This window comes from Arthrobacter sp. StoSoilB22, assembly GCF_019977315.1.
Taxonomy (GTDB): Bacteria; Actinomycetota; Actinomycetes; order Actinomycetales; family Micrococcaceae; genus Arthrobacter.
The window spans coordinates 3,335,708-3,358,338 of record NZ_AP024652.1 but is presented as its reverse complement, the minus strand read 5'-3'; the positions used below and the strand labels follow the sequence as shown (position 1 = coordinate 3,358,338).

At 62.2% G+C, this 22,631-nt stretch carries 23 protein-coding genes and 1 pseudogene; 16 read left to right on the top strand and 8 right to left on the bottom strand.

Features of this window, described 5'->3' with window-relative positions:
• Window positions 1-5 precede the first annotated feature (5 nt).
• The 3 genes and pseudogenes from LDN70_RS15675 to LDN70_RS21250 all read left to right on the top strand — a co-directional run bounded on the left by LDN70_RS15675 (window position 6) and on the right by LDN70_RS21250 (window position 2,529).
• Window positions 6-1,109 carry a polyprenyl synthetase family protein gene (locus tag LDN70_RS15675; RefSeq protein ID WP_142938245.1) on the top strand — a complete coding sequence of 368 codons (1,104 nt, stop codon included), beginning with the start codon at window positions 6-8 and terminating at the stop codon, window positions 1,107-1,109.
• A 553-nt stretch (window positions 1,110-1,662) separates the two neighbouring features.
• Window positions 1,663-1,743 (top strand): annotated as a pseudogene (locus LDN70_RS21255) (hypothetical protein); the annotation flags it as partial.
• 324 nt (window positions 1,744-2,067) lie between these two features.
• Window positions 2,068-2,529, top strand: a complete 462-nt coding sequence (locus LDN70_RS21250) for an endonuclease domain-containing protein (RefSeq protein ID WP_353618943.1) — start codon at window positions 2,068-2,070, stop codon at window positions 2,527-2,529.
• 183 nt (window positions 2,530-2,712) lie between these two features.
• Here LDN70_RS21250 and LDN70_RS15665 read toward each other — a convergent pair whose 3' ends face one another.
• Together LDN70_RS15665 and LDN70_RS15660 are read right to left on the bottom strand one after the other, a co-directional pair.
• On the bottom strand, window positions 2,713-3,138 hold the full coding sequence (locus tag LDN70_RS15665) for a hypothetical protein (RefSeq protein ID WP_062073394.1): 426 nt from the start codon (window positions 3,136-3,138) through the stop codon (window positions 2,713-2,715).
• Between the two features lie 13 nt (window positions 3,139-3,151).
• Window positions 3,152-3,823, bottom strand: a complete 672-nt coding sequence (locus LDN70_RS15660; protein WP_024817735.1) for a trimeric intracellular cation channel family protein — start codon at window positions 3,821-3,823, stop codon at window positions 3,152-3,154.
• Here LDN70_RS15660 and LDN70_RS15655 point away from each other — a divergent pair, their 5' ends adjacent.
• A complete protein-coding gene (locus tag LDN70_RS15655; RefSeq protein ID WP_223940706.1) occupies window positions 3,824-4,588 on the top strand; it encodes a sirohydrochlorin chelatase in 765 nt (254 codons plus the stop codon).
• Between the two features lie 416 nt (window positions 4,589-5,004).
• Here the strand turns inward: LDN70_RS15655 and LDN70_RS15650 are convergent, their stop codons facing one another.
• From LDN70_RS15650 to LDN70_RS15630, 5 genes are all read right to left on the bottom strand, one after another.
• Entirely contained in the window at window positions 5,005-5,223 is a 219-nt protein-coding gene (locus LDN70_RS15650; RefSeq protein ID WP_223940705.1) for a hypothetical protein, read from the bottom strand.
• 65 nt (window positions 5,224-5,288) lie between these two features.
• On the bottom strand, window positions 5,289-5,765 hold the full coding sequence (locus tag LDN70_RS15645; RefSeq protein WP_223940704.1) for a hypothetical protein: 477 nt from the start codon (window positions 5,763-5,765) through the stop codon (window positions 5,289-5,291).
• Window positions 5,762-6,181, bottom strand: a complete 420-nt coding sequence (locus LDN70_RS15640) for a DNA/RNA non-specific endonuclease (protein WP_286198861.1) — start codon at window positions 6,179-6,181, stop codon at window positions 5,762-5,764. Before LDN70_RS15640 ends, LDN70_RS15645 begins: the two co-directional genes overlap by 4 nt.
• Window positions 6,153-7,637, bottom strand: coding sequence for a hypothetical protein (locus tag LDN70_RS15635; RefSeq protein WP_223940703.1), 1,485 nt, complete (start codon window positions 7,635-7,637; stop codon window positions 6,153-6,155). Before LDN70_RS15635 ends, LDN70_RS15640 begins: the two co-directional genes overlap by 29 nt.
• A gap of 7 nt (window positions 7,638-7,644) precedes the next feature.
• On the bottom strand, window positions 7,645-8,049 hold the full coding sequence (locus LDN70_RS15630; RefSeq protein WP_142938252.1) for a DUF6507 family protein: 405 nt from the start codon (window positions 8,047-8,049) through the stop codon (window positions 7,645-7,647).
• A 259-nt stretch (window positions 8,050-8,308) separates the two neighbouring features.
• On the opposite strand from LDN70_RS15630, the gene LDN70_RS15625 reads away from it, so the two are divergent.
• The 9 genes from LDN70_RS15625 to LDN70_RS15585 all read left to right on the top strand — a co-directional run bounded on the left by LDN70_RS15625 (window position 8,309) and on the right by LDN70_RS15585 (window position 18,060).
• Window positions 8,309-10,051, top strand: a complete 1,743-nt coding sequence (locus LDN70_RS15625) for a nitrite/sulfite reductase (protein WP_223940702.1) — start codon at window positions 8,309-8,311, stop codon at window positions 10,049-10,051.
• On the top strand, window positions 10,048-10,800 hold the full coding sequence (locus tag LDN70_RS15620) for a phosphoadenylyl-sulfate reductase (RefSeq protein ID WP_142938254.1): 753 nt from the start codon (window positions 10,048-10,050) through the stop codon (window positions 10,798-10,800). Before LDN70_RS15625 ends, LDN70_RS15620 begins: the two co-directional genes overlap by 4 nt.
• Window positions 10,797-11,843, top strand: a complete 1,047-nt coding sequence (gene cysD / locus LDN70_RS15615) for a sulfate adenylyltransferase subunit CysD (RefSeq protein WP_208095701.1) — start codon at window positions 10,797-10,799, stop codon at window positions 11,841-11,843. Before LDN70_RS15620 ends, cysD begins: the two co-directional genes overlap by 4 nt.
• Window positions 11,844-13,247 (top strand): sulfate adenylyltransferase subunit 1, encoded by a 1,404-nt coding sequence (locus LDN70_RS15610; protein WP_166839793.1) that lies wholly within the window; start codon window positions 11,844-11,846, stop codon window positions 13,245-13,247. It abuts the gene before it with no gap.
• Window positions 13,248-13,345: 98 nt separating this feature from the next.
• Window positions 13,346-14,299 (top strand): homocysteine S-methyltransferase, encoded by a 954-nt coding sequence (gene mmuM, locus LDN70_RS15605; RefSeq protein WP_223940701.1) that lies wholly within the window; start codon window positions 13,346-13,348, stop codon window positions 14,297-14,299.
• Window positions 14,300-14,454: 155 nt separating this feature from the next.
• Window positions 14,455-15,600: an ABC transporter substrate-binding protein gene (locus LDN70_RS15600; RefSeq protein WP_142938258.1), complete on the top strand. Its 1,146-nt coding sequence runs from the start codon at window positions 14,455-14,457 to the stop codon at window positions 15,598-15,600.
• Between the two features lie 92 nt (window positions 15,601-15,692).
• A complete protein-coding gene (locus LDN70_RS15595; protein ID WP_166839796.1) occupies window positions 15,693-16,424 on the top strand; it encodes an ABC transporter ATP-binding protein in 732 nt (243 codons plus the stop codon).
• Window positions 16,414-17,358 carry an ABC transporter permease gene (locus tag LDN70_RS15590; protein WP_011775722.1) on the top strand — a complete coding sequence of 315 codons (945 nt, stop codon included), beginning with the start codon at window positions 16,414-16,416 and terminating at the stop codon, window positions 17,356-17,358. The genes LDN70_RS15595 and LDN70_RS15590 overlap by 11 nt, the downstream gene beginning before the upstream one ends.
• 144 nt (window positions 17,359-17,502) lie before the next feature.
• The gene (locus LDN70_RS15585; protein WP_166839797.1) at window positions 17,503-18,060 is read left to right on the top strand and encodes a dihydrofolate reductase family protein; all 558 of its coding nucleotides are present in this window, start codon (window positions 17,503-17,505) and stop codon (window positions 18,058-18,060) included.
• A gap of 213 nt (window positions 18,061-18,273) precedes the next feature.
• On the opposite strand, the gene LDN70_RS15580 is transcribed toward LDN70_RS15585, so the two are convergent.
• Window positions 18,274-18,885, bottom strand: a complete 612-nt coding sequence (locus tag LDN70_RS15580; RefSeq protein WP_223940700.1) for a DUF305 domain-containing protein — start codon at window positions 18,883-18,885, stop codon at window positions 18,274-18,276.
• 716 nt (window positions 18,886-19,601) lie between these two features.
• Between LDN70_RS15580 and LDN70_RS15570 the strand changes: the two genes are divergently transcribed.
• The 3 genes from LDN70_RS15570 (at window position 19,602) to LDN70_RS15560 (ending at window position 22,587) form a co-directional block, all read left to right on the top strand.
• Window positions 19,602-20,645, top strand: coding sequence for an LLM class flavin-dependent oxidoreductase (locus tag LDN70_RS15570; RefSeq protein WP_223942664.1), 1,044 nt, complete (start codon window positions 19,602-19,604; stop codon window positions 20,643-20,645).
• Window positions 20,646-20,808: 163 nt separating this feature from the next.
• Window positions 20,809-21,720, top strand: coding sequence for a glutaminase (locus LDN70_RS15565; RefSeq protein ID WP_166839800.1), 912 nt, complete (start codon window positions 20,809-20,811; stop codon window positions 21,718-21,720).
• Window positions 21,721-21,735: 15 nt separating this feature from the next.
• Window positions 21,736-22,587, top strand: a complete 852-nt coding sequence (locus tag LDN70_RS15560) for a DNA alkylation repair protein (protein ID WP_223940699.1) — start codon at window positions 21,736-21,738, stop codon at window positions 22,585-22,587.
• Window positions 22,588-22,631: the final 44 nt, after the last annotated feature.

Sequence of the window (22,631 nt, the reverse complement as noted above, 5' to 3'; positions counted from 1 at the left end):
AACCCGTGACGAACTCTGCCGAACACAGCTGGACTCATGCCGGGCACGGCTTGCCGCAGGCCGTTGAGCCTGCTCCCAACACCACCGCAATAGCAACGGGACTCCAGCTGCCCGCCGGATTCGCCGCCATTGCCGGCGATGCCGAGCTCGGACCGGCCATCACCACCAACCTTGCCCGGGTTGAGAAAAAGCTCCGCGAAGCCATTTCCAACTCGGACCCCCTGGCTGACGCGACGTCGCGCCACCTGGTGGAAGCCGGCGGCAAGCGCATTCGTCCGCTGTTGACTCTGCTGTGCGCCCACCTTGGCGATGCTTCCCGCCCCGAGGTTGTTCAGGCCGCTGTTGTGGTGGAACTGACACACCTCGCCACGCTGTACCACGACGACGTCATGGACTCCGCACCCTTCCGCCGCGGTGCTCCCACGGCCCACGAAGTATGGGGCAACTCCGTCGCCATCCTCACCGGTGACCTCATCTTTGCCCGTGCCTCCATCCTGGTGTCCGAGCTCGGTTCCCGCGCGTTGGGCATCCAAGCGCGGACCTTCGAGCGCTTGTGCCTCGGCCAGCTCCACGAAACCGTGGGCCCGCGCGAAGACGAAGATCCCGTGGAGCACTACCTGTCCGTCATCGCAGACAAGACCGGCTCACTGGTGGCAGCGTCCGGCCAGCTCGGGGCGATCTTCGCCGGCGCCGATGAGTCCTACGAGGACCTGCTGGTGGAATACGGCGAGAAAGTTGGCGTAGCTTTCCAGCTTGCCGACGACGTCATTGATGTCACCGGAGTGAAGGTCAAGTCCGGTAAGTCCCCGGGCACCGACCTCCGCGAAGGTGTTCCCACTTTGCCTGTCCTGCTGCTTCGCCGGGATGCTGCTGCAGGGGATGGCTCCGCTGCTGCCCTCCTGGAATTGATCGACGGCGACTTGTCCTCGGATGCTGCCCTTGCTGAGGCAGTGGCCGGGCTGCGTGAGCACCCTGTCACCAACGAGTCCTGGAAGATCGCCCGCCAGTGGTCTGCCGAAGCCGTTGCGGCTCTGGACCCGCTGCCGGAGGGCGTCGTGAAGGCGTCGCTGACCAACTTCGCCCATGCTGTGGTGGACCGCAGTAGCTAGGTTTCTCTTCGCTTTGGCAGGCGTCCGGCCCTTGAGGGGCTGGGCGCCTGTTTTGTTGGCTGCCCGTGTACCGCTGCCACCTACTTTGGGTGTAATGAGGACTGCATGGCCCTCGTTTTACGGCAAGTCCGGCTTTCTTGGCTTCAAAGTAAGTGGTGGCCGCACAGCCGTTTCGGCGCAGCCCCTGGTTTAAGAAGGAATGGCCCCGGTTCGTTGCAACGTTACGAGTCATACGCTGCACCGAACCGGGACCACAATCTCCGTTCGCATCAGACCCACCGGAGGCATTTAGTGGATCCGTGAAAAGCTTATGACAATCCTGTCACATATGCAACTTTCCAGGTCAACGGTTTTTTCGTTCACGCAGCGTGATTTACAGGACGGCGTTGGTCCTCCACCACCTACTTTGATCCTGGGAAACCCGGGACACGCCTACTGCGGGGTGTGTCGCAGCCTTCGAGCCCTCAAAGTAGGTGGTGGCGGCCCGCGAGAGTTGTCCACATAAGGAACTTCTCAACAACTGCAGGCTCTCCGCCGAAGTCAGCATGGCCTTATGAACATCGAGAACTTCCTCCATAGCCGCCACGGAGCAGCGACCACTCGGACCCTGCTGACCGCAGGCTTTACTCGCCGCGTGCTCGCGAATGCAGTCAGGGACGGCCGAGTGACCCGCCTTCATCGTGGCGTCTACACGTCCAGAAAAGCGGACCCCGACATCGTTGCCGCCTTTCGAGCCGATGGCTTACTTACCTGCGTTTCAGCAGCTCGCTTCTATCGGCTTTGGACCCTTGGCGACCCCGGCGCTCTCCATTTGAGCTGCAGTACGGGCCAGGCGAGACGTGGTGTAGTACACCACGGAGCCTGCCTACACCCGGCACACTCGTATCTACCAGTTGCAGGGGTAGCCGATGTCCTGATCCACTCCCTCAGGTGCCTACCGGAACTTGAAGGACTGGTCATGGCGCAGAGCGCAGTTAGCCAAGCACTCCTGTCTACGGATTTCCTGAGATCGAAGCTACCCGGCAACCGGAATGGCAAGGTCCGCGAGATCTTGGGTTTGGTTCTCCCTCGTGCCGACTCCCTCTTGGAGGTGCTGGCCCATACACACTTCACTCGGGCAGGTCTCAGAGTCCGTATGCATGTGGACGTACCAGGTGTGGGAGAAGTGGACTGTCTGATCAACGAGTGCCTGATTGTGGAACTCGACGGCGGCACCCATCTGGAGGGGAAACAGGTCAAGAAGGACCAATACCGGAACAATGCAGGCATCCTCGGCGGACTCATGACCCTGCACTATTACTATGCAGACGTAGTGCATCACCCTCAGCGGATGGTGGACGAAGTCCTGGTGGTTCTGCGGAACAGGGAGACCGGCCGTTTCGGCCCGTTCCGATACATAGCCGGCCGCCCGCCGTCGTAATCCTTCGCGAGAGGTGTACCGCCACCACCAACTTTGACTCCGAAATGCCCCAACAACGCCCTCCGAAGGTGTGTCGCCGTTGGAGTTGGCTCAAAGTGGGTGGTGGCGGTTTGGGGAGGGGAAACAAAACAGCCCCTTCCCAACCCGGAATGGGTGAGAAGAGGCTGCTCGAAAACTTCAAACTTAGTCTTCGTCGTCGTTGAATGCCCACTCGAACATGTCGAACACGAACTCGGAGAACGTACCTTCTTCGCTCTTCCACTGGCCGCGGGCGTTATTGCGGCGCCAGACGATGGGGTCCGGGATGCTGAGATCGGCGGTGCGGAAGCCCCACGTGAATTGCTCGTCCTCGTCTTCGAGGAACATGAGGAAGCCTTCGTCATCAACTTCGAGTTCCTCAGGGTCCCAGAAGTAGTGGTAAGCCTCCATGAGGTCCTCGCAGCCGCCGATAGCAAGGTAGAACTCGCGCAGAACCAGCGGGATGGTGAAGGAGTGATCGGCCAGGGCGTCGTCCAGCTCGGCCGGCGTGAGGCCGTCTTCTTCCTGCCATTCATCCTCGAGATACTTTGGGACCAGCGCGCGGAACTTCTCGAGGAACATGTCAGTCATGCTCTTATCCTAGCTAATCCCGGGGGCCCGAAATTGCGCCCCCACCGGTGGCTGCTCGATGCCATCCGCGCACAGCCAACGGCACATACCAACTGCGCCGCCACGCGGTCACCCGGAAAGCGAAAACAACGCCCGCAATGACACAAGCGGTAACCCCATTGAACAGGCCAAGGTTCCACAACAAGGTGGTCAAGCCGGCACCCGCGAAGGCCGGCAGCGCATAGATGTCGCGGTTGTTGAACAGGGTAGGGATTTCGTTCGCGGTGATGTCACGGAGCAGGCCTCCGCCCACGGCAGTGGTGACCCCCAGCAGGATCGCAGCCACCGGATTCATGCCCGCGCCGATTGCCTTCAGCGTGCCCGTGATGCAGAACAAGGCCAGCCCGCCGGCGTCGAACAGGGTCAGCAGAGAGGTGAAGCGCTGCACGGAGGAGAACAAGTAGTAAACCAGCAGCGCAGCCAACAACGGCGGGGCCAGGTACGCGGGGTTGGTGAAAGCGATAGGGGGACCGGCGTTGATCACGATGTCACGGATTACGCCACCGCCCAGTGCCGCGATGGACGCGAGAAGTATGGAGCCCACGAAGTCGAACTGCTTCCGGGCCGCCAACAACGAGCCTGACACAGCAAAAAAGAACACGCCGATGAGGTCAAGCCAAAGAAGAACAATGTCAAAGGAAATCAAGTGGACGGGTTCTTTCTTAACGCGCTTAACAACAGGTGCTGGCTCAACGTTACGCTAGCTCCCATGAACAGCCCCGTTTTGATCGCTTGCGCCCATGGAACCCGCAACGCCGAAGGCCAGGCTGCCATCCGGCGCGTGATGGCAGACATTGAAACTCTCCGCCCCGGTTTGCGTGTTGTTGAGGCGTACGTTGACGTTCAGGAACCGGAGCTGGGCGGCGTGGTGGAGGGCCTGCCGGAGGGGACTGCCGCCGTCGTCGTACCGCTTTTGCTCTCTACCGGCTTCCACATCAAAGTGGACGTGCCCAAAGCCATCAAGAGCCGCCCTGAGGTAATTGCCGCCAGGCCCCTGGGTCCGGACCCTCGGCTGGCAGAGCTGTTGGCCAACCATCTGCGTGCGGCCGGGCTGACTGAGAACGACGGCGTGCTGCTGGCCGCCGCTGGATCGTCCCTTCCGGACGGCTCGGTTGACTCGGAAGAGCAGGGGAGGCTGCTCGGCGGGCTGCTGCCGAACAAAGTGCGCGTCGCCTATGGCGCCAGTGCCCAGCCAACAGTGCCCGACGGCGTCGCCTCCTTGCGTGCCGAACTCGCCGCGGACGGTGGGACAGGCAGGGTCTTCATTGCCTCATACCTGTTGGCTACCGGCTATTTCCACGATCAGTTGGCGAAGGCGGGCGCGGACGTTGTTGCGGCACCTTTGCTGCCTTCTCCTGTGTTGGCGGAGATCGCTCTGGAACGGTACGACGCAGTGGTGGCTAGCCGCTGACGACAGGTTTGCGGCGAGGGTTGTTGAGTAGTTCGGGGGGTAACGCCTCCAGCCTCTGTGCGATCACCGAACAAGCGTCCGGCCCTCCCCACTCTATGTAGGCCGACTCCTTGGGATGCAGCAGAACAATGCCAAGCAGCGCAACATCCCCGTTCGGCGTACCGACCATCCGAGGTACGTGCGGATGTTTCACACCCACGATGAGGTCAACCAGTCCAGCTGCGTTGCGCCAGCGCCGCGGTGTGCTTGTGCAGTTGATTTCCCGCAGGGTCAAGCCCCCGGGATGCTCTACTGCTCTGTAAAGTCCTGGGTTCATGGCCACTGATTGGGCAGCTAGGTACAGAAGTTCGAACTGCCAAAGCCTGTCCAGCTCATGGATGCCCTTCCCGACCAAAGCCGCGCTTGCAAGATAGACCTCAAGTCCTTCTCCCAACCTGCTGCTTTTGTGAAGGGGTCTTGACCCCTTTGAGTTCTTCCCTGAACCAGTCCGGAATGTGGTCCTCGTTTCTGGGGAAGTACGTAAGTTCGTCTGAGTAGTCCGCTTCTGCGGGTTCCGGAGACTCCCACGCAGGCTTCTGGTTGTAGTTGTAGCTGGCCTCCCAGCCGATGCCAGCAGGGGTGATGGTCAGAGTCATGGACAGCCAAGTTTTGTTCGAATGGGTCCGTTGCGACGGAGTGCTGAGTCATCCTGTTCGTCGCCTTAATCCGTTTCAGGGGTCCAAGTGGATCCCCGTATTTCTTCTTTGAACCAGTCGGGGATGTGTTCCTCGTCGCGGGGGAAGAGGTACAGCTCCTGGGCGTAGGTGTCGTTGACCGGTTCGCCGAGTTCCCAGACGGGCTTTTCGGTGTAGTTGTAATCTGCCTCCCAACCATCACCTTCGCGAGTGATTTTGATGGTCATGGAGAACCATGTGCCTTTGCCGGGCTTGTACATTAATTCTCGAAGGTCGTCGACCGTGAATGCGATCTCTTTGATGATGCTCTTACGGTCGATCAAGTCTCCGCGATGGAAGATCTTAGTTATTGAGCTGCCCCGGCTGCCTATTTGATTGTGGACATACACCAGCGAATCCCAAGCTGTATCTGCCGGACGGACGGACCACATTGCCTCTGCGATGATTCGTTCGTATTCGCGCGCCTGCTCGAACGGGTCCTTGGACGGTTGCGACGCCGTCATCGACTGCCTCTTTCTACTATGTTATTGAAGGTTTCATCAACAAAACCTTTGCCGTCGGCCCAGGCTTGGACGATGAATTTTTCGGGTGTCTTCATGGACGGTCGTCGAAGGACATCAATTTGCAGATTAATCTTAGGCGGCGGCACTTCGAGCAACTTGTCGCGTAGTTGCATCTCTATCCTGTAGAAGTTCTTCCGGTTAACCGAACTTCGGTTGAGTTCCTTGAGCATGCCGACGGTGTTGATGCGTTCGCCGATTCCGTCGAAGAGTCGCGCGATGAGGTGGCCGCCGTCGTAGTCGGGCGGAACGACGTCAGGGTCCCAGTCGCCTATTTCGGCCGTTGATTCCCTGCCAACGGAACCTTGGATGTACGGGGATCGTTGGCCGTCACCAAGTTCCAGCCCTACCACCGCCACGTGTTTGGTGTGTCCGTTTTCGTCGGTCTTGCTGGACCGATGGTTTGGACGGGTTGTGGTGCGGAGTGGAGACCATATCGGTGGTGGCTTGGTGGTGTTCCGCGGCCCTGCCTAGCGTGCCGATCGCCGGGGGCCGGTGGGCGGCCTGGTCCAGGCGTTCTATGCCTTGGAGCAGGTCCTCTGCCAAGCCACCGAGGGGGCCACGGCCCACCCCGGAGAACCCGTCGGCTACGCGGACGGCACCTCCGCCGTCGTCGAGGTGATCCAGGACGTTGGCCATCCCTTGGAGTGCTGGTTTGAGGGCATGTTCCAAGGTGGCGACCTTGACGCCGGCCATGGCATCGGAGATTTTGGCGCTAGTTGCGGGCGCGAGGTCCGCCAGAACCTTTTCGAGGAGGGCGCCGGCGCGTACTGCTGTTGTTCCGCCGCCGGTGGCCAGCGCTGCGCCGAGGTCGATGGTGTTGCGGGTCAGCGCGTATTCCCATTCGCCCTTCGCCCACGCCTCGGCATGGAGCATGGCGGGCAGGGCCTGGCTGAGCTCGGCGGCAGCTGCGTCCTGGTCCTCTTGTTTGCCGGTGATGGCACGATCCAGCCAGACGCCGGGGGAGATGAAAGTGCCAATGTTCAAGAGGGTCTTGCCGATTTCTTTCAGGGTGTCCTCGCCGCTGGGCGTCTCTTCGAGGCCCAGTTCGGGCACGGAAGGCCTCGCCACGGCTGACATCCAGGACAGCGAGTATGCCGTACCCGCGGTTTCCCACAGGGTGTCCAGGGCGCCCTGCGCGGCTCCTGCCCAACCGTGCAGTTTTGCCCGTTCAACGGGTGCACCCCAGGGGAGTTTGCCTTCCTCGCCCAAGGCATCCAGGGTGGGGGCGTCCACCGCGTAGACGTTGGAACCATCGGCTCGGGCCGCGGCGTCGGTGGCGCTGACGTAGCGGGTTCCGCCGTACACTCCGCGGATCTTGTTCGCGCAGTCCTGCTCGGCTTCTGCGAACCGGGCTTTGATCTTGTTGAGTTCGGCGAGGAGCCGGTGCTGTTCGTCCACGATCGCCGGGACGGTCCCCCAGTCATCACCTTTGAGGTCGATGCGACTACTGAGCTTCGAGGCGTCCTCCGTGAGATTCCCGGACAGGGTCTTCACGGCTTGGCAGGCAGTGGCAAATTCGGACAAAGCCGCGGCGGCCACGGACGTGCCGTCGTTGACTGTGCCGGCCATGACTCTCACCGGGGTGAAAGCGGCCCGGAGGTCAGGGAGTTCCGGGGTGTGGAACGGGACGGCCAGAGCGTTCCAGTTCGTTGCGGTTGTGGTGACAGCATCCCGGAGTCCGGCTCCTGCGGCGTGTAGGTCCTTTGCCGCCAAATCGAGTGCGGCGGGATCCGGGACCATCGGCAACGCCGCTAAGTCCAGGCCCGGGACGCCGCCCTGCGGGGCGATACACCTGCCAAAGTTGTCTGCCATGCCGTACTCAGCCGCGCTCGGGCGAACGGCGACCGCCCCACGACAGCGAGCCGCCGCCGTCGAGCCCCGAGACACGACCCAACCCTGACCCGTCGGCTGCCAGGGTGGATGCCGAGGCCTGCGCCTGTCGCGCCATGTCGGCGTCGGCCCGTACATAAGCCGTCAACGCGACCGCTGCGCCTTCGATGATGCGGTTGGACCGTCCGGCGATGGCTGTGAGGTGGGGGAGTACGGAGATCTCGGCGTACTCATGAAGGGCCTTGCCCACCAGACCACCGCCCACCACAGTGCCTGCGCCATCGAGCGAGGCGCCCAACCGTGCGGCAGCTTGGTTCTGCCCGTCCGCATCCGCCGCCGCGGTAGCCAGCACAGCCCGCGTACCGGCAGGGTCAATATCCCAGCTGATCGTCACCACATCCCCCCAAAACGGCTCCTCCGGGACCGGAAAAGCAGGACTTGAGAGGATGCTACTAATTCGTAGGGCCGGCATCGCAGCCCAGAAAAAACCCAAAAAAAGCGTCACGAAGAGGGCCACCGCGCCACAATATGAACCTGCATAAGAAGCCCGCTGCAACAAGGCCGATGAAGCCTTCGTGACGAAATGTTTCCCTAGGTGACTTCGCGTTTCCGGACCTTTGCTGGCGAAAACTGGCCAGACCTACAGTCGATGTATGACAGATACAGCTGTAGCCGGTGCGTCCGCGGACACCGCAGTCCCCTCGCGTCGGGCGCGCACCCGCCCTGCCGCCAAGCCCCACGGCCAGTGGAAGGTTGACGGCACCGCTCCACTCAACGCCAACGAGACCTGGAAACAGGAAGACAACGGGCTGAACGTCCGTGAGCGCATTGAGTCTGTCTACTCCAAAGAAGGCTTTGATTCGATCGACGGCACGGACCTTCACGGCCGCTTCCGTTGGTGGGGCCTCTACACCCAGCGCAAGCCCGGGATCGACGGCGGCAAGACGGCAACGCTTGAACCGCACGAGCTCGAGGACAAGTACTTCATGCTGCGTGTGCGCATTGACGGCGGCGCGCTGACCACCGAGCAGCTTCGCGTTATTGGCCAGATTTCCGTGGACTTCGCCCGCGGCTCAGCGGACCTCACGGACCGCCAGAACATCCAGCTGCACTGGATCCGTGTTGAGGACGTGCCGGAAATTTGGCGCCGCCTCGAAGGTATCGGGCTGTCTACTACTGAGGCTTGTGGCGACGTTCCCCGCGTCATCCTCGGCTCCCCGGTTGCGGGCATTGCCAAGGACGAGATCATCGATCCCACGCCGCTGATCCACGAGCTCGCCGAGCGTTTCATCGGCGATCCCGAGCTGGCTAACCTGCCGCGCAAGTACAAGACCGCCATCACGGGCCACCCGTCCCAGGACGTGGTGCATGAGATCAACGACTTCGCCTTGGTAGGCGTGGTTCACCCTGAGCTCGGTGCGGGCTACGACCTCTGGGTTGGCGGCGGCCTGTCAACCAACCCGCGTCTGGCCGAACGCCTGGGTGTGTTCGTTTCCGCCGACGTCGCCGCAGAGGTGTGGCTCGGCGTCACCAGCATCTTCCGCGATTACGGTTACCGCCGCATGCGCACCAAGGCCCGCCTGAAGTTCCTCATGAACGACTGGGGACCGGCCAAGTTCCGCCAGATCCTTGAGGACGAATACCTCGGCTTCAAGCTTCCCGATGGCCCTGCAGCTCCCAAGCCCACGGCTCCCGGTGACCACATTGGTGTTCATGAGCAGAAGGACGGCAAGTTCTTCATCGGCGTGACCCCGACTGTGGGACGCACGTCCGGCGAGGCACTCGTTACGCTGGCGGACACTTTGGAGAAGCACGGCAGCTACCGCCTGCGCACTACTCCTCACCAGAAGCTGGTCATCCTGGACGTGGCCAAAGAGCAGGTTGAGCCGCTCATCGCCGAACTGGACACTTTGGGCCTCTCGGCTCGTCCGTCCGTGTTCCGCCGCGGCACCATCGCCTGCACGGGCATCGAGTTCTGCAAGCTGGCCATCGTGGAAACCAAGGTCACCGCTGCTACGGCCATCGCTGAGCTGGAGCGCCGCTTGGCCGACCTCGTGGAAACCAAGCAGCTCCCGTCGGCACTGTCCCTCCACATCAACGGCTGCCCCAACTCCTGCGCCCGTATCCAGACGGCCGATATCGGCCTGAAGGGCATGATGCTGCCAACGCCCGACGGCGACCCCACCCCGGGTTTCCAGGTTCACCTCGGTGGCGGGCTGGCCAACAACGAGCGCGAGGAAGCCGGTTTGGGACGTACCGTCCGCGGCCTCAAGGTCACGGTGGAAGACCTGCCCGACTATGTGGAGCGCGTGGTCCGTAAGTTCGTCGCCGTTGGCGCCGAGGGCCAGACCTTCGCAGAGTGGGCACACTCGGCAGATGAAGGAGATCTCCAATGACAGATCCCGTCACCATTACCAACCTCGCCAGCGCACCAGCCCGTCCGGCGCTTCGTTCCCATGAGGAACTTAAGGCCCTGGCCGAATCCGGCGCCGCTGAGCTCGGCTGGAACGCTCCTGCCCGGGATGTCATCGCCTGGGTGGCCCGCAACTTCGAGCTGCCTACGGTCACGGTCGCCTGCTCCATGGCCGACGCCGTCCTGCCGGCTTTGGTCGCGGACCAGCTTCCCGGCGTCGATGTCTTGTTCCTGGAAACCGGCTACCACTTCAAGGAAACGTACGAGACGCGCGACGAAGTCGCGGCGAATCTCCGCGTCAACGTGGTGGACGTCCTTCCCGAAACCACTGTGGAACAGCAGGACAGGCTCCTGGGCAAGGACCTGTTCGCCCGCGACCCCGCCCAGTGCTGCGCGCTGCGCAAGGTCCAGCCGTTGCGCCGCTCGCTGGCCGGCTACGAGGTGTGGTTCACCGGTGTCCGCCGAGACGAAGCACCCACCCGCACCAACACGCCCGTGGTCACCTGGGATGAGGGCTTCGGCCTGGTCAAGGTGAACCCGATGGTCGACTGGACCTTCGATCAGCTGATCGAGTACTCCGAGGACAACATCCTTCCCGTCAACCCCCTCCTGAGCCAGGGCTACCCGTCCATCGGCTGCCAGCCCTGCACCCGCAAAGTGGCCCCGGGTGAAGACCCCCGCGCCGGCCGCTGGGCAGGTTCCGACAAGACAGAATGCGGACTACACACATGAGCACCCAAACAACGTCAACGGACGCCTACGCAGCAGATGCCGCCCCCGCCCCTTCGCTGGACGGCAATGCTGCAGGCAGCATTGCGTCCAGCTTCGACAGGCCCGATGCCACTCCCGGGGCGGCATCTGCTGCTTCGGCTCTGCAGTCGACTCGCCTTTCGTCACTGGACACCCTCGAGTCCGAAGCCATTCACATCATCCGCGAAGTTGTTGCCGAGTTTGAGAAGCCTGCGCTGCTGTTCTCCGGCGGCAAGGATTCCGTGGTCATGCTGCACCTGGCCACCAAGGCGTTCTGGCCGGGCAAGGTTCCGTTTCCGGTCCTTCACGTGGACACCGGCCACAACTTCCCGGAGGTCATCGACTTCCGTGACCGCACCGTTGAGCGCCTTGGCTTGAAGTTGGTTGTTGGCTCCGTGCAGGAGTTCATCGACCGCGGCGAGCTTGCCGAGCGCGCCGACGGCACTCGCAACCCGCTGCAGACCGTTCCGCTGTTGGACGCCATCCAGCGCAACAAGTTCGACGCCGTGTTCGGCGGCGGCCGACGTGACGAGGACAAGGCCCGTGCCAAGGAGCGCATCCTCAGCCTCCGCGACGAGTTCGGCCAGTGGGACCCGCGCAACCAGCGCCCCGAACTGTGGAACCTGTACAACGGCCGCCACACTGTGGGCCAGCACGTCCGTGCGTTCCCCATCAGCAACTGGACCGAGCTGGACATTTGGCGCTACATCGAACGCGAGAACATCGAGCTTCCCAGCCTGTACTACGCCCACGAGCGCGAAGTCTTCGCCCGCGAAGGCATGTGGCGCGCTGTGGGCGAAGTTTCCCAGCCGCTGCCGCACGAGGAAGTCATCACCAAGCTGGTGCGCTACCGCACGGTGGGCGACATGTCCTGCACAGGTGCTGTCGAGTCCGACGCACGCACCGTGGCCGACGTCGTTGTTGAAGTCGCTGCCTCCACCCTGACCGAACGTGGCGCCACCCGAGCAGATGACCGCATCTCCGAGGCAGCCATGGAAGACCGCAAGAAGGACGGCTACTTCTAAATGAGCACCGAAACATTGGCTGCCGGGCTGGAAACAGCCCTGCCCACCACCCTTTTCCGTTTCGCCACTGCCGGATCGGTGGACGACGGCAAGTCCACTTTGGTGGGCCGCCTCCTTCACGATTCCAAGGCAATTCTTGCTGACACGCTCGACGCCGTTGCCCGCACCTCTGCGGACCGCGGCTTCGGCGGGGAAAAAGGTGGGATTGACCTGGCCCTCCTGACCGACGGCCTGCGTGCCGAGCGCGAGCAGGGCATCACCATCGATGTCGCCTACCGCTACTTCGCTACGGACCGCCGCAGCTTCATCCTGGCGGATTGCCCCGGCCACGTTCAGTACACCAAGAACACGGTGACCGGCGCGTCCACTGCGGATGCCGTCGTCGTACTCATTGACGCCCGTAAGGGTGTGCTGGAGCAGACCCGCCGGCACCTGTCTGTGCTGCAGTTGCTGCGCGTCGCCCACGTCATTGTGGCCGTGAACAAGATCGACCTGGTGGACTTCAGCGAGCAGGTGTTCCGCGACATCGAAGCGGACGTGCAGAAGGTTGCCCGAGAGCTGGGTCTTGGTTCCGATGGTGTTGCTGATCTGCTGGTGGTTCCCGTTTCGGCGCTTGACGGCGACAACGTGGTGGACCGCTCTGAGCGCACCCCTTGGTACACGGGCCCGGCACTGCTGGAGGTCCTCGAAACCCTCCCTGCTGCTGACGAGCTTGAGGCCGAACTGGAGAGCTTCCGCTTCCCGGTCCAGCTGGTCATCCGCCCGCAGGGTGCCCTCGCTCCCGACGCTGTAGCTGGTGGGCTCGATGTGGAGGCGTACCGCGATTACCGCGCCTACGCAGGCCAGATCACCGAAGGCTCCGTGAAGGTTGGCGACGAAGTTTCTGTGATCAGCCCGGGCCACGAACCTCGCACCACCACGGTGATCGGCATCGACTTTGCCGGTCAGTCGCTGGAGGAAGCTGCTGCTCCGCAGTCAGTGGCCGTCCGTTTGGCCGACGAGATCGACATCGCCCGTGGCGACACTATCGCCGCTGCCGGAACTGTCCGCGAAAGCACAGCTGACCTGTATGCGTCGCTCGCATGGCTTTCACCGAAGCCGCTCCGCGAAGGCCAGAAGGTCCTGGTGAAGCACGGTACGCGCACCGTCCAGGCACTGGTCCGCAACGTCACGGGCAAGCTTGACCTGGCCACGTTCAACGTGGAGCCCGCGACCAATCTGGAGCTCAACGACATCGGACACGCACAGCTGCGCCTGTCCGCTCCGTTGCCGCTGGAGAACTACCTGCACCACCGCCGCACCGGCGCTTTCCTGGTGATCGACCCCATCGACGGCAACACTCTTGCCGCTGGTTTGGTGAAGGACCACCCCGGCGACCACGAAGACGAACGTTACGTCATTTAGGGTCACACGTAGTCACAAAACCGCAGCTTGTTCGCGACTCCTCACGTTGTACGGCGGGAATTTCGAACAAGCTGCGGTTTTCTTTTTGGGAAGGACCCATGCCACAGAACACCACGCTCAGCACGCTCCTCAACGCCGGCAAGGATCTGGTCCTGGACGGTGCGTTGGCCACGGAACTGGAAGCCCACGGCTGCGATCTGGAGGACGCATTGTGGTCGGCCAAGGTCCTGCTGGAGCAGCCGCACCTGATCAAACAGGTCCACCGCGACTACTTCGACGCCGGTGCCTCTGTGGCCATTACGGCCAGCTACCAGGCGACGCCGCTGGGTTTTGCGCGGCGCGGATTGTCCGTTGAAGAGTCATTGGAGCTGGTGGCGTTGAGCTTCCGGCTGGCCGATGAAGCCCGACAGGAAGCCTTGGCGGAAGGTTCAGCGAGTGGGCCTTTATTGGTGGCCGGATCCGTTGGCCCGTACGGCGCCTACCTCGCTGATGGCTCTGAATACCGCGGCGATTACACGCTTTCCGCCGCGGAATTCCGGGACTTCCACCGCCCGCGCATCTCTGCGCTCGTGGAGGCCGGCGTGGATTTCCTGGCATGCGAGACCCTGCCGTCGTACGCCGAAGCAGAGGCGCTGTTGGCGCTCGTGGCGGAGTTCGACGTCGAATCCTGGTTTACGTTCACGCTGCGGGACAGCGGCCACATCAGTGACGGAACGCCGATTGCTGACGTGACTGCGCTGCTCAGCGCGGAACCGCGGGTGGCCGCCGTCGGCGTCAATTGCGTGCCGCTGGAACTGGTGACCGAAGCGCTTGGCAACCTTCAGAAGTCCTCGACCAAGCCGCTGGTGGCGTACCCGAATTCGGGGGAGACCTACGATGCTGTGACCAAGACGTGGGGTCCTTCGGAGGGCGTTCAAGGTAACGGAACTTTGGCGGGCAACGCAGCTTTTTGGCTTGACCGGGGCGCCCATCTCATAGGTGGATGCTGCCGCACAACTCCACGCGACATTGAAGGCCTGGCAACGAATATGACGCCACGTGAACCTGCGTGAACCTTGATTTCTACGGGATTGAAGCCGAAATATGACAGTCCCTACTGTGAAGGCATGACCTCTCCGGAATGGTCCTTGCTTGCCCTCGACGGGCGATGTCACGGGGCCTGATCTTCGCCCCTCTCGCATCCCACATCTCCTAAGGACCCACCCCCATGGCTAACACACCCGAGTCGCCCAACACGGGCACCACCCGCATCGTCGCCGGTGAATCCGCATCCAAGCCCAAGCGCCGCCGCACACTGGAAATCGGCCTCGCCGTCGGCCTCGTGCTGCTGATCGGTGCAGGCGCTGCAGTTGCTTCCGCTGTCTCGCAAAACAACCAAGCTGCACCGGCACCCACCACCACGCCTGCAGCCGAACTCAAACTCGGATACTTCAGCAACGTCACGCACGGCCCCGCGCTGGTAGGCACCAGCCAGGGCCTCATTGCCAAGGAACTTGGCGAAACCAAGCTCAGCACCCAGGTCTTCAACGCCGGCCCCGCCGCAATCGAAGCCTTGAACGCCGGCGCCATCGACGCCACGTACATCGGCCCGAACCCGGCCATCAACTCCTTCGTCAAGAGCAAGGGCGAGTCCATCAGCATCATCGCCGGTGCCGCTTCAGGCGGTGCCCAGCTGGTGGTCAAGCCGGAGATCACCTCCGCAGCCGACCTCAAAGGCAAGATCCTCAGCTCCCCGCAGCTCGGCGGAACCCAGGATGTGGCCCTCCGAGCCTGGTTGGGCGATCAAGGCTTCAAGACCAACACCGATGGCAGCGGCGACGTGAACATCAACCCCACCGAGAACGCCCAGTCGCTGAAGCTCTTCCAAGACGGAAAGCTCGACGGCGCGTGGTTGCCTGAGCCTTGGGCCTCCCGTCTGGTGCTCGAAGCCGGAGCGAAGGTGTTGGTTGACGAGAAGGACCTCTGGGAGAACGGTGACTTCACTACCACCATCCTGATCGTGAACAAGAAGTTCGCTGCCGAACACCCGGAAACCGTGAAGGCGCTCCTGAAGGGCCACGTTGAATCCGTGAACTGGCTCAACTCGGCCTCGGCTGAGGAGAAGGCGACCACCATCAACGCGGTTCTCAAGGACACGGCAGGCAAGCCGCTTCCCGCGAACGTGATTGAACGCGCTCTGCAGAACATCAAGTTCACCACCGATCCGCTGGCTGGAACCTACAACAAGCTCCTGGAAGACGGCGTCAAAGCCGGAACCACTCAGAAGGCCGATATCAACGGCATCTTCGACCTTCGCACATTGAACGAGGTTGAAGGCAAGAAGACCTCAGCTGCAGGTCTCGGCCAGGACTAAGCAGTAACAGGCTGGTCCGCTTCCCAATAAACGGGGGAGCGGGCCGGCCTTTGGCCACATCAGCTCTACCAATCAACACGAAGGACGGGACCATGCCAGTCGTACTCGAGAACCTGGGCAAGCGCTTCGGCGACGGCGCCCCGGTGCTGGACGACGTCAACGCCACCATCGCGCAGGGCGAGTTCGTCGCCCTCCTCGGTGCGTCCGGCTGCGGCAAGTCCACCCTGCTAAACATCATGGCGGGACTGGAAAGGCCGACGTCGGGCGCTCTTGAAGTACCCAGCGACGGTGCCGCCTTCATGTTTCAGGACGCGTCCCTGTTCCCTTGGCTGACCGCGCGCGGAAACATTGAGTTGGCGTTGCAGCTTGCAGACAAGTCCAGCACCAAGGCCAGCCGGCGTGCCCGCGCCACGGAACTCTTGGAACTGGTGCATTTGGGCGGCGCGGGGGATAAGCGTCCCCACGAACTGTCAGGCGGCATGAGGCAGCGCGTTGCCTTGGCCCGCTCCTTGGCTCAGGACCGTCAGTTGCTGCTGATGGACGAGCCGTTTGCTGCCCTTGACGCCATCACTCGCGACCTTCTGCACGACGAACTTGAGCGGATTTGGAAGGAAACGGGCCGGACCATCGTGTTCGTTACCCACAACGTCCGCGAGGCCGTTCGCCTGGGCCAACGCGTACTGCTGTTGTCCTCGCGTCCCGGCCGCGTGGTGGCCGAATGGGACGTTACCGAAGAGCATCGAACCGATGCCGGCCGCGCCGGGGAGCTCACCGGAACCATCACGCGCCGCCTTCGCGAGGAGATCCGCCGCCATGCCAAGTAACCCCATCACCACCGAAGAGCGGACCCTTCCCGTGACAGATTCCAAAGAGCACATCACCTCGCCGTCGCTGAAGGGCAACGCCTCGGAACTCCGGGACCTTGAAGCAGGCCTGGACAACCTCCAGTCGGACAGCGGACGCAAAGCTGGCATCGAATGGAAGCGCGTCCTGCTGCCTGTTGCCGCCTTGGTGGTCCTGATTCTTGCGTGGCAGTTCTACGTATCCCTCGAGTTCAAACGACGTGACCTGGTTCCCGGGCCCCTGGACGTTCTCACCCAGTTCGTCACCATGTGGGGCGAAGGTAAAGTCCAGGAAGCAGTGTGGACGTCTCTGCAGCGTGGTGTGATCGGCTTCCTGATTTCGGTGGTCATCGCTACCCCCGTGGGGTTGATCCTGGCTCAAGTGGCTCCCTTGCGCCGTGCGTTCGGGCCGCTCATTTCCGGTTTGCAGGTGCTCCCTTCCGTGGCATGGGTTCCCGCTGCCATCATCTGGTTTGGCCTCACTGACGCCACCGTCTACTTCGTGGTGTTCATGGGCGCTATCCCGTCCATCATCAACGGGCTCATCTCCGGTGTGGACCAGATCCCGCCGCAGTACCGCAGTGTGGGCACAGTTCTCGGAGCGAACCGTCTCCAGATGGCACTGCAGATTGTCCTGCCAGCAGCTCTTCCCGGGTACATCGGCGGCTTGAAGCAGGGCTGGGCTTTCTCCTGGCGTTCACTCATGGCCGCAGAGATCATCGCAGTGGGCGGAACGATTGGGTTCGGCCTGGGCTCGCTGCTGGATCAGGGGCGTTTGCTCTCCGACATGACAATCGTGATGTCCGCGATCCTGCTGATCCTGTTTGTGGGAATCCTGATCGAACTGCTTGTGTTCGGGCCCATTGAGAAGCGTTTGCTGCAGCGTCGGGGTTTGCTGGCGGGAAGCAGCCGCTAACCCTCCGGAGTTTTCGTACACATAATGCCCTTAAGAGCCCTTCTTAGGGGCATTATGTGTACACAAACTCCTGTTCGCGGGTTCACATCCCATCGGCTTCTGGCTCCCCTTCCTCCGCTCTCTGCGCGCACCTAGAATCGTCGAATGGGCCTTCTAACGTTCAGTATCAACGTCACTCTTGATGGTTGCGTCGACCACCGGGAGGGAATCGCGGACGACGAGACTCATGCCCTCTTCACCCGTCTTCTGGAGCAGGGGGGTGCAATGCTCTGGGGCCGTACTACCTACGAAATGATGGAGAGCTATTGGCCCTTGGTGGCAAGCGGTGAAGTAGACGCACCGCCAGCGTTGCGGGAGTGGGCGCTGACCCTGGAGACAATACCCAAGTACGTCGTATCGTCCACTCGGTCAAAATTCCCCTGGACCAATAGCCACCATCTTGTTGGCGATCTGCAGATTGCGGTGCAGGAACTCAAGGACAGGACCCCCGAGGGCGTGCTGGTCGGCAGCGGCAAACTAGCCACAGAACTGGACCGTCTTGATTTGATCGACGAATACAAGTTCCTTATCCATCCCATGATCGCTGGCCACGGGCCCACCCTGTATCAGGGCGGACTGCCCAGCACCCGGCACCTCAAGCTTGTCTCATCGGAGCCGCTCAGCAACGGCGCGGTCTACATGCACTATCGACGAGCCGATTGAGTGCCGGGCCCGCACCGCGCGCCCGTTTCCGCCTGCCGCACCCGTTTCCGCCTACCGCACCTTTTCGGCGTGGGGACCGCTCCCTTTCGCGCCTTCCGCGCCAGAGGTTACGGGGGCGCCAGGCGGTAGAGACTGCGGTGCCTGGCGGAAAACCCGACGCGAACGCACGACGGCGACCTGCCGCCGTCGTGCGTTCGCCGTGCAACAGGCCTGCTAGAGCGTGGCCAGCAGGGTTTTCATCTCCTGGATCTCCTTCTCCTGCGAGGTCACGATGTCCTTGCTCAACTGGATGGCCTCCGGGAACTTGCCTTGGCTGATCTCCGTCTTGGCCATGCTGATGGCGCCTTCATGGTGGGCAATCATCTGTGAGAGGAAGAGCTTGGACGCTTCCGTGCCCTGGGCTTCACTGAGTTTCTGGAGTTCGCTTTCGCTGACCATGCCGTCCATGCCGTGGCCGCCATGACCTGAGGAACCCATGACCGGCATGTTCCAGCTCTGGAGCCAGCCCGTCATCTTCTCAATTTCGGGTGCCTGAGCCGCTTTGATCTTATTGGCCAACTCCGTTATCGCGGCAGGAATGTTGGCCTTTGCGAGCATGGCATCGGACATCTCCACCGCTTGGGCATGATGGGGAATCATCATCTGGGCAAACATGACGTCCGCCGCGTTGTGCTCTGCAGAAGTGATATTGGTGGGCGCGCTGGTATTGGAGTTTCCGTGGTCCATTCCCGGCATGGAGCCAGGGTTCGCGGGAGAGGCACAGCCCGCCACAGCAAGGAGACCTGCAAAAGTGGCGGCGCTAAGGGTGAGCTGGGTTTTGTTCATCAGGGTTGTGGTCTTTCGATAGTGGGGCGGCCCGGGGCGCGAGCCATCCTGGTGATAAGCACGATGATTGCCTCGTGGTCCTACGTGGAGGGATGCGAGGCCTTGCGAAGGCGGCAAAACTTGGGGCCGCCAAGGCAAAACGCTTACGTCCTACTGATCGAAAGTTGACTCAGGGACGGCTTGGGAGGGACATAGGTCCACGCTCGCGGTGCTTCGACTGTGGCCCACGGACCATCAGCCAAGCCGCCAGCTCCGCTGCCCGGAAGCGGAGCGACCAAGGAGCCAGTCTTCAACGAGGGGGTGCAGTGGTCAGCGGTTGATTCTGCACATGAGCAGCTCCCCGAGGAGCAGGACTGTGCATCAATGCTGGAACCCAGCGGGTGGTGGAGCGTGCTGGCTGCTTGGGAGCCGGGCGTTGAATGCCCGAGATGAGCACTGTGCAGCGCTAAAGCCTGAGTAGCGGGAGCGGAATGGGTCGCATGGGAGTCCGTCACCACATGCATGCCGAAAATTCCGGCAATGACGCCAAACACCAGTACGAGCAGGGAAGCCCGACGAAGGGGCTGTAGAAGTGCTGATGGGCTCACGTTGGGCCTCCTTCCGCCGACTATCCACTGGGGTTACGTTCACCTCTACCATACCCCTGGAGGGTATGGATGCAAACGAGGAATCAGCGTATGTGGAATTCCCTCGCCCCCCGCACGGTTGTCCTGAGCATGCACAAGAAACGGATCGGCTTCCTCTCCTTCGGACACTGGGCGCGTGTACCTGGCTCATTGGTTCCCACGGCTGGGGAGGCCCTGAAGCAGGGGATTGAACTCGCTGTCGCGGCGGAGGAACTGGGCATAGACGGGGCTTTCTTCCGGGTCCACCACTTCGCCCGGCAGCAGGCTTCTCCCTTCCCGCTCCTCAGCGCGATCGCGGCCAGGACCAGCCGGATCGAAATCGGCACAGGCGTGATCGACATGCGCTACGAAAACCCGCTCTACATGGCCGAGGAAGCCGCCGCCACGGACCTCATCAGCGATGGGCGTCTGCAGCTCGGCGTGAGCCGCGGTTCACCCGAGCCTGCCCGGAACGGCGCCGCGAACTTTGGCTACGTCCCCGCCGACGGCGAGGACGGCGGCGACATGGCACGCCGTCACACGGCGCTGTTCCGGAAAGCCATCGCCGGGCACGGTGTTGCCGAAGCCGATCCGCACTACGCTGGCGGAGCCACGGGGCTGCTACCCATCCAACCCCAGTCACCGGGCCTCTCACAGCGGATCTGGTGGGGAGCCGGCACCCGGAAAACTGCCGTGTGGGCCGCAGAGCAGGGCATGAACCTTATGAGCTCCACACTCCTCACCGAGGACACAGGCGTGCCGTTTGATGAGTTGCAGGCCGAACAGATCCACATGTTCCGTGAGGCCTGGGCCGCAGCCGGGCACGACCTTGAGCCGAGGATCTCAGTCAGCCGCAGCGTGATCCCGATTGTGGACGAGGTAGACAACCACTACTTCGGCCTCCGCGCCCAAGCCGACAGCAAGGACCAAGTGGGCGTCCTCGACGGCGCGCTGTCCCGCTTCGGCAAAAGCTACATCGGGGAGCCCGATCAGTTGGCAGAGGAACTTGCCAAGGACGCTGCGGTTCAAGCGGCTGACACCATCCTGCTCACTGTGCCCAACCAGCTGGGAGTGGATTACAACGCCAAGCTCCTGAGGAACGTAGCAAAGCACGTAGCCCCTGCCATCGGATGGAGTCCACACCTGGCCACATAACCTATGGCTGTGCGTAACGTCCCTGCGTGTACGCCAGCGGTCCATACGGAGCCGCTTTAAGGCAGGTAGTGTTGCTGGCTGTGTGTTGTTGCGCCAAGAGCGCGCGAACACTTGTCAGTCCCTTCAACGGCGAGGGGGCTACGCAGAAAGCAAAGGTTATCCCGTGGACATTCAAAACCTTCTCGAAGACATTGTCGGGGCGGTTCAACCGCACATCGGCCAAGGCAAAGTAGCGGACTATATCCCGCAACTCGGCGCAGTAGACCCGCATCAATTCGGGATCTCGGTAGTCACCCGGGAAGGCGATGTCTTCTCCGCAGGGGACGCCCATGTGGAATTCTCCATTCAAAGCATCTCGAAGGTCTTCGCCCTCGCCCTGGTGTTGGCTGCCGATGGCGACCACATCTGGAAGAGGGTTTTCCGTGAACCGTCGGGCAACCCCTTCAACTCGCTGGTTCAGCTCGAGAGCGAGGACGGCATTCCCCGGAACCCGTTCATCAACGCCGGAGCCATTGTGGTGACGGACAGGCTCCTTAGCCTGACGGGCAACGCCGCCCACGCAGTCCGGGACCTGATGCGCCAAGAGACCGGCAATGCCGGCGTCGACACGGATCACCGCGTGGCGTCCTCCGAATTGGGCAAAGGGCACCGCAACGCCTCGCTGGCGCATTTCCTGGCGAGCTGCGGCAACTTGGAAAACCCCGTGGAGGAGGTCCTGAACTCTTACGCCGAGCAATGCGCCCTGGCCATGACGTGCGAAGACCTGGCGCTCGCAACCCGGTTCCTTGCATCCAACGGTTTGGGTGCAGATGGGACACTGGTGCTTTCCCCCGCGCAGACCAAAAGAATCAACGCTGTCATGCTCACCTGCGGTACCTACGATGCTGCGGGCGAATTCGCGTACAGGGTGGGGCTGCCGGGCAAGAGTGGCGTCGGCGGAGGGATAGTGGCCGTGGTGCCCAACAAGTGCTCCATCAGTGTGTGGAGTCCCGGCCTGGGAAGGTCGGGCAACTCGGTGGCTGGTGTGGCCGCGCTGGACGAATTCACTACGCGTACTGGCTGGTCGGTCTTTTAGGCGCATTATTGAGGGATGACCCCCAAGTCCGGAAAGACCCCAGACACCGGTAAGAAACTCAACACCGGGAAGACGGCCACCGCTGCCAAGGCCCCCAAGGCAGGCAAGTCCCCAAGAGCCGCGCTGGCGCCTGGCACCCAGCCCACCGCCGTCGAGTTTCTGGCACGGCTGCAAGTGCGGCAGTCCGACGTCGAACAGGCCAAATACCAGCGGTATTTCAAGACGGGTCAAGGAGACTATGCCGAGGGTGACTTTTTCCTGGGCGTCCGCATGGGCGAGGTTTTCACTCTCGGCAAGGAGTTCGCAGCCATGCCCCCGAAGGAGATTGAGGAACTCCTGGAGCAGGACATCCACGAGGCAAGGGCCGGGGCCGTGAAGATCATGGCCCTGCAAATGCAGAAAAAGAAGACCACTGAAGATCGGCGCAGGGAACTTTACGAGCTGTATCTGCGCAGGCACGACCGCATCAACAACTGGGACCTTGTTGACCTGGGTGCCGGACGGGTTGTGGGTGGGTGGCTGATGGATAAGCCGCGCGATCCCCTCTATCACTTGGCCCGTTCGGAGGACATGTGGGAGCGCCGGACAGCCATCGTGGCGACGTCGGCGTTCATCCGCGAAGGCCAGCTGGACGACACTTTCGCCATCGCCGAGATCCTGCTCCATGACGCTGAAGACCTCATTAACAAAGCCGTGGGTGGTTGGGTCCGGGATGCCGGGCGCAGTAGCCGCGAGCGCCTCCTGGCTTTCTTGGATGAACACGCTGCCACCATGCCGCGGACGGCGCTTCGTTACGCGATCGAGCACCTCGGCAAGGAGCAGCGGGCCTATTACCTGAGGCTCAGGGACAGTGTTTCTCCGACTTGAGCGGGGAATTATGTGACGTTGGATTACCCAGCGTTACCGGGTGT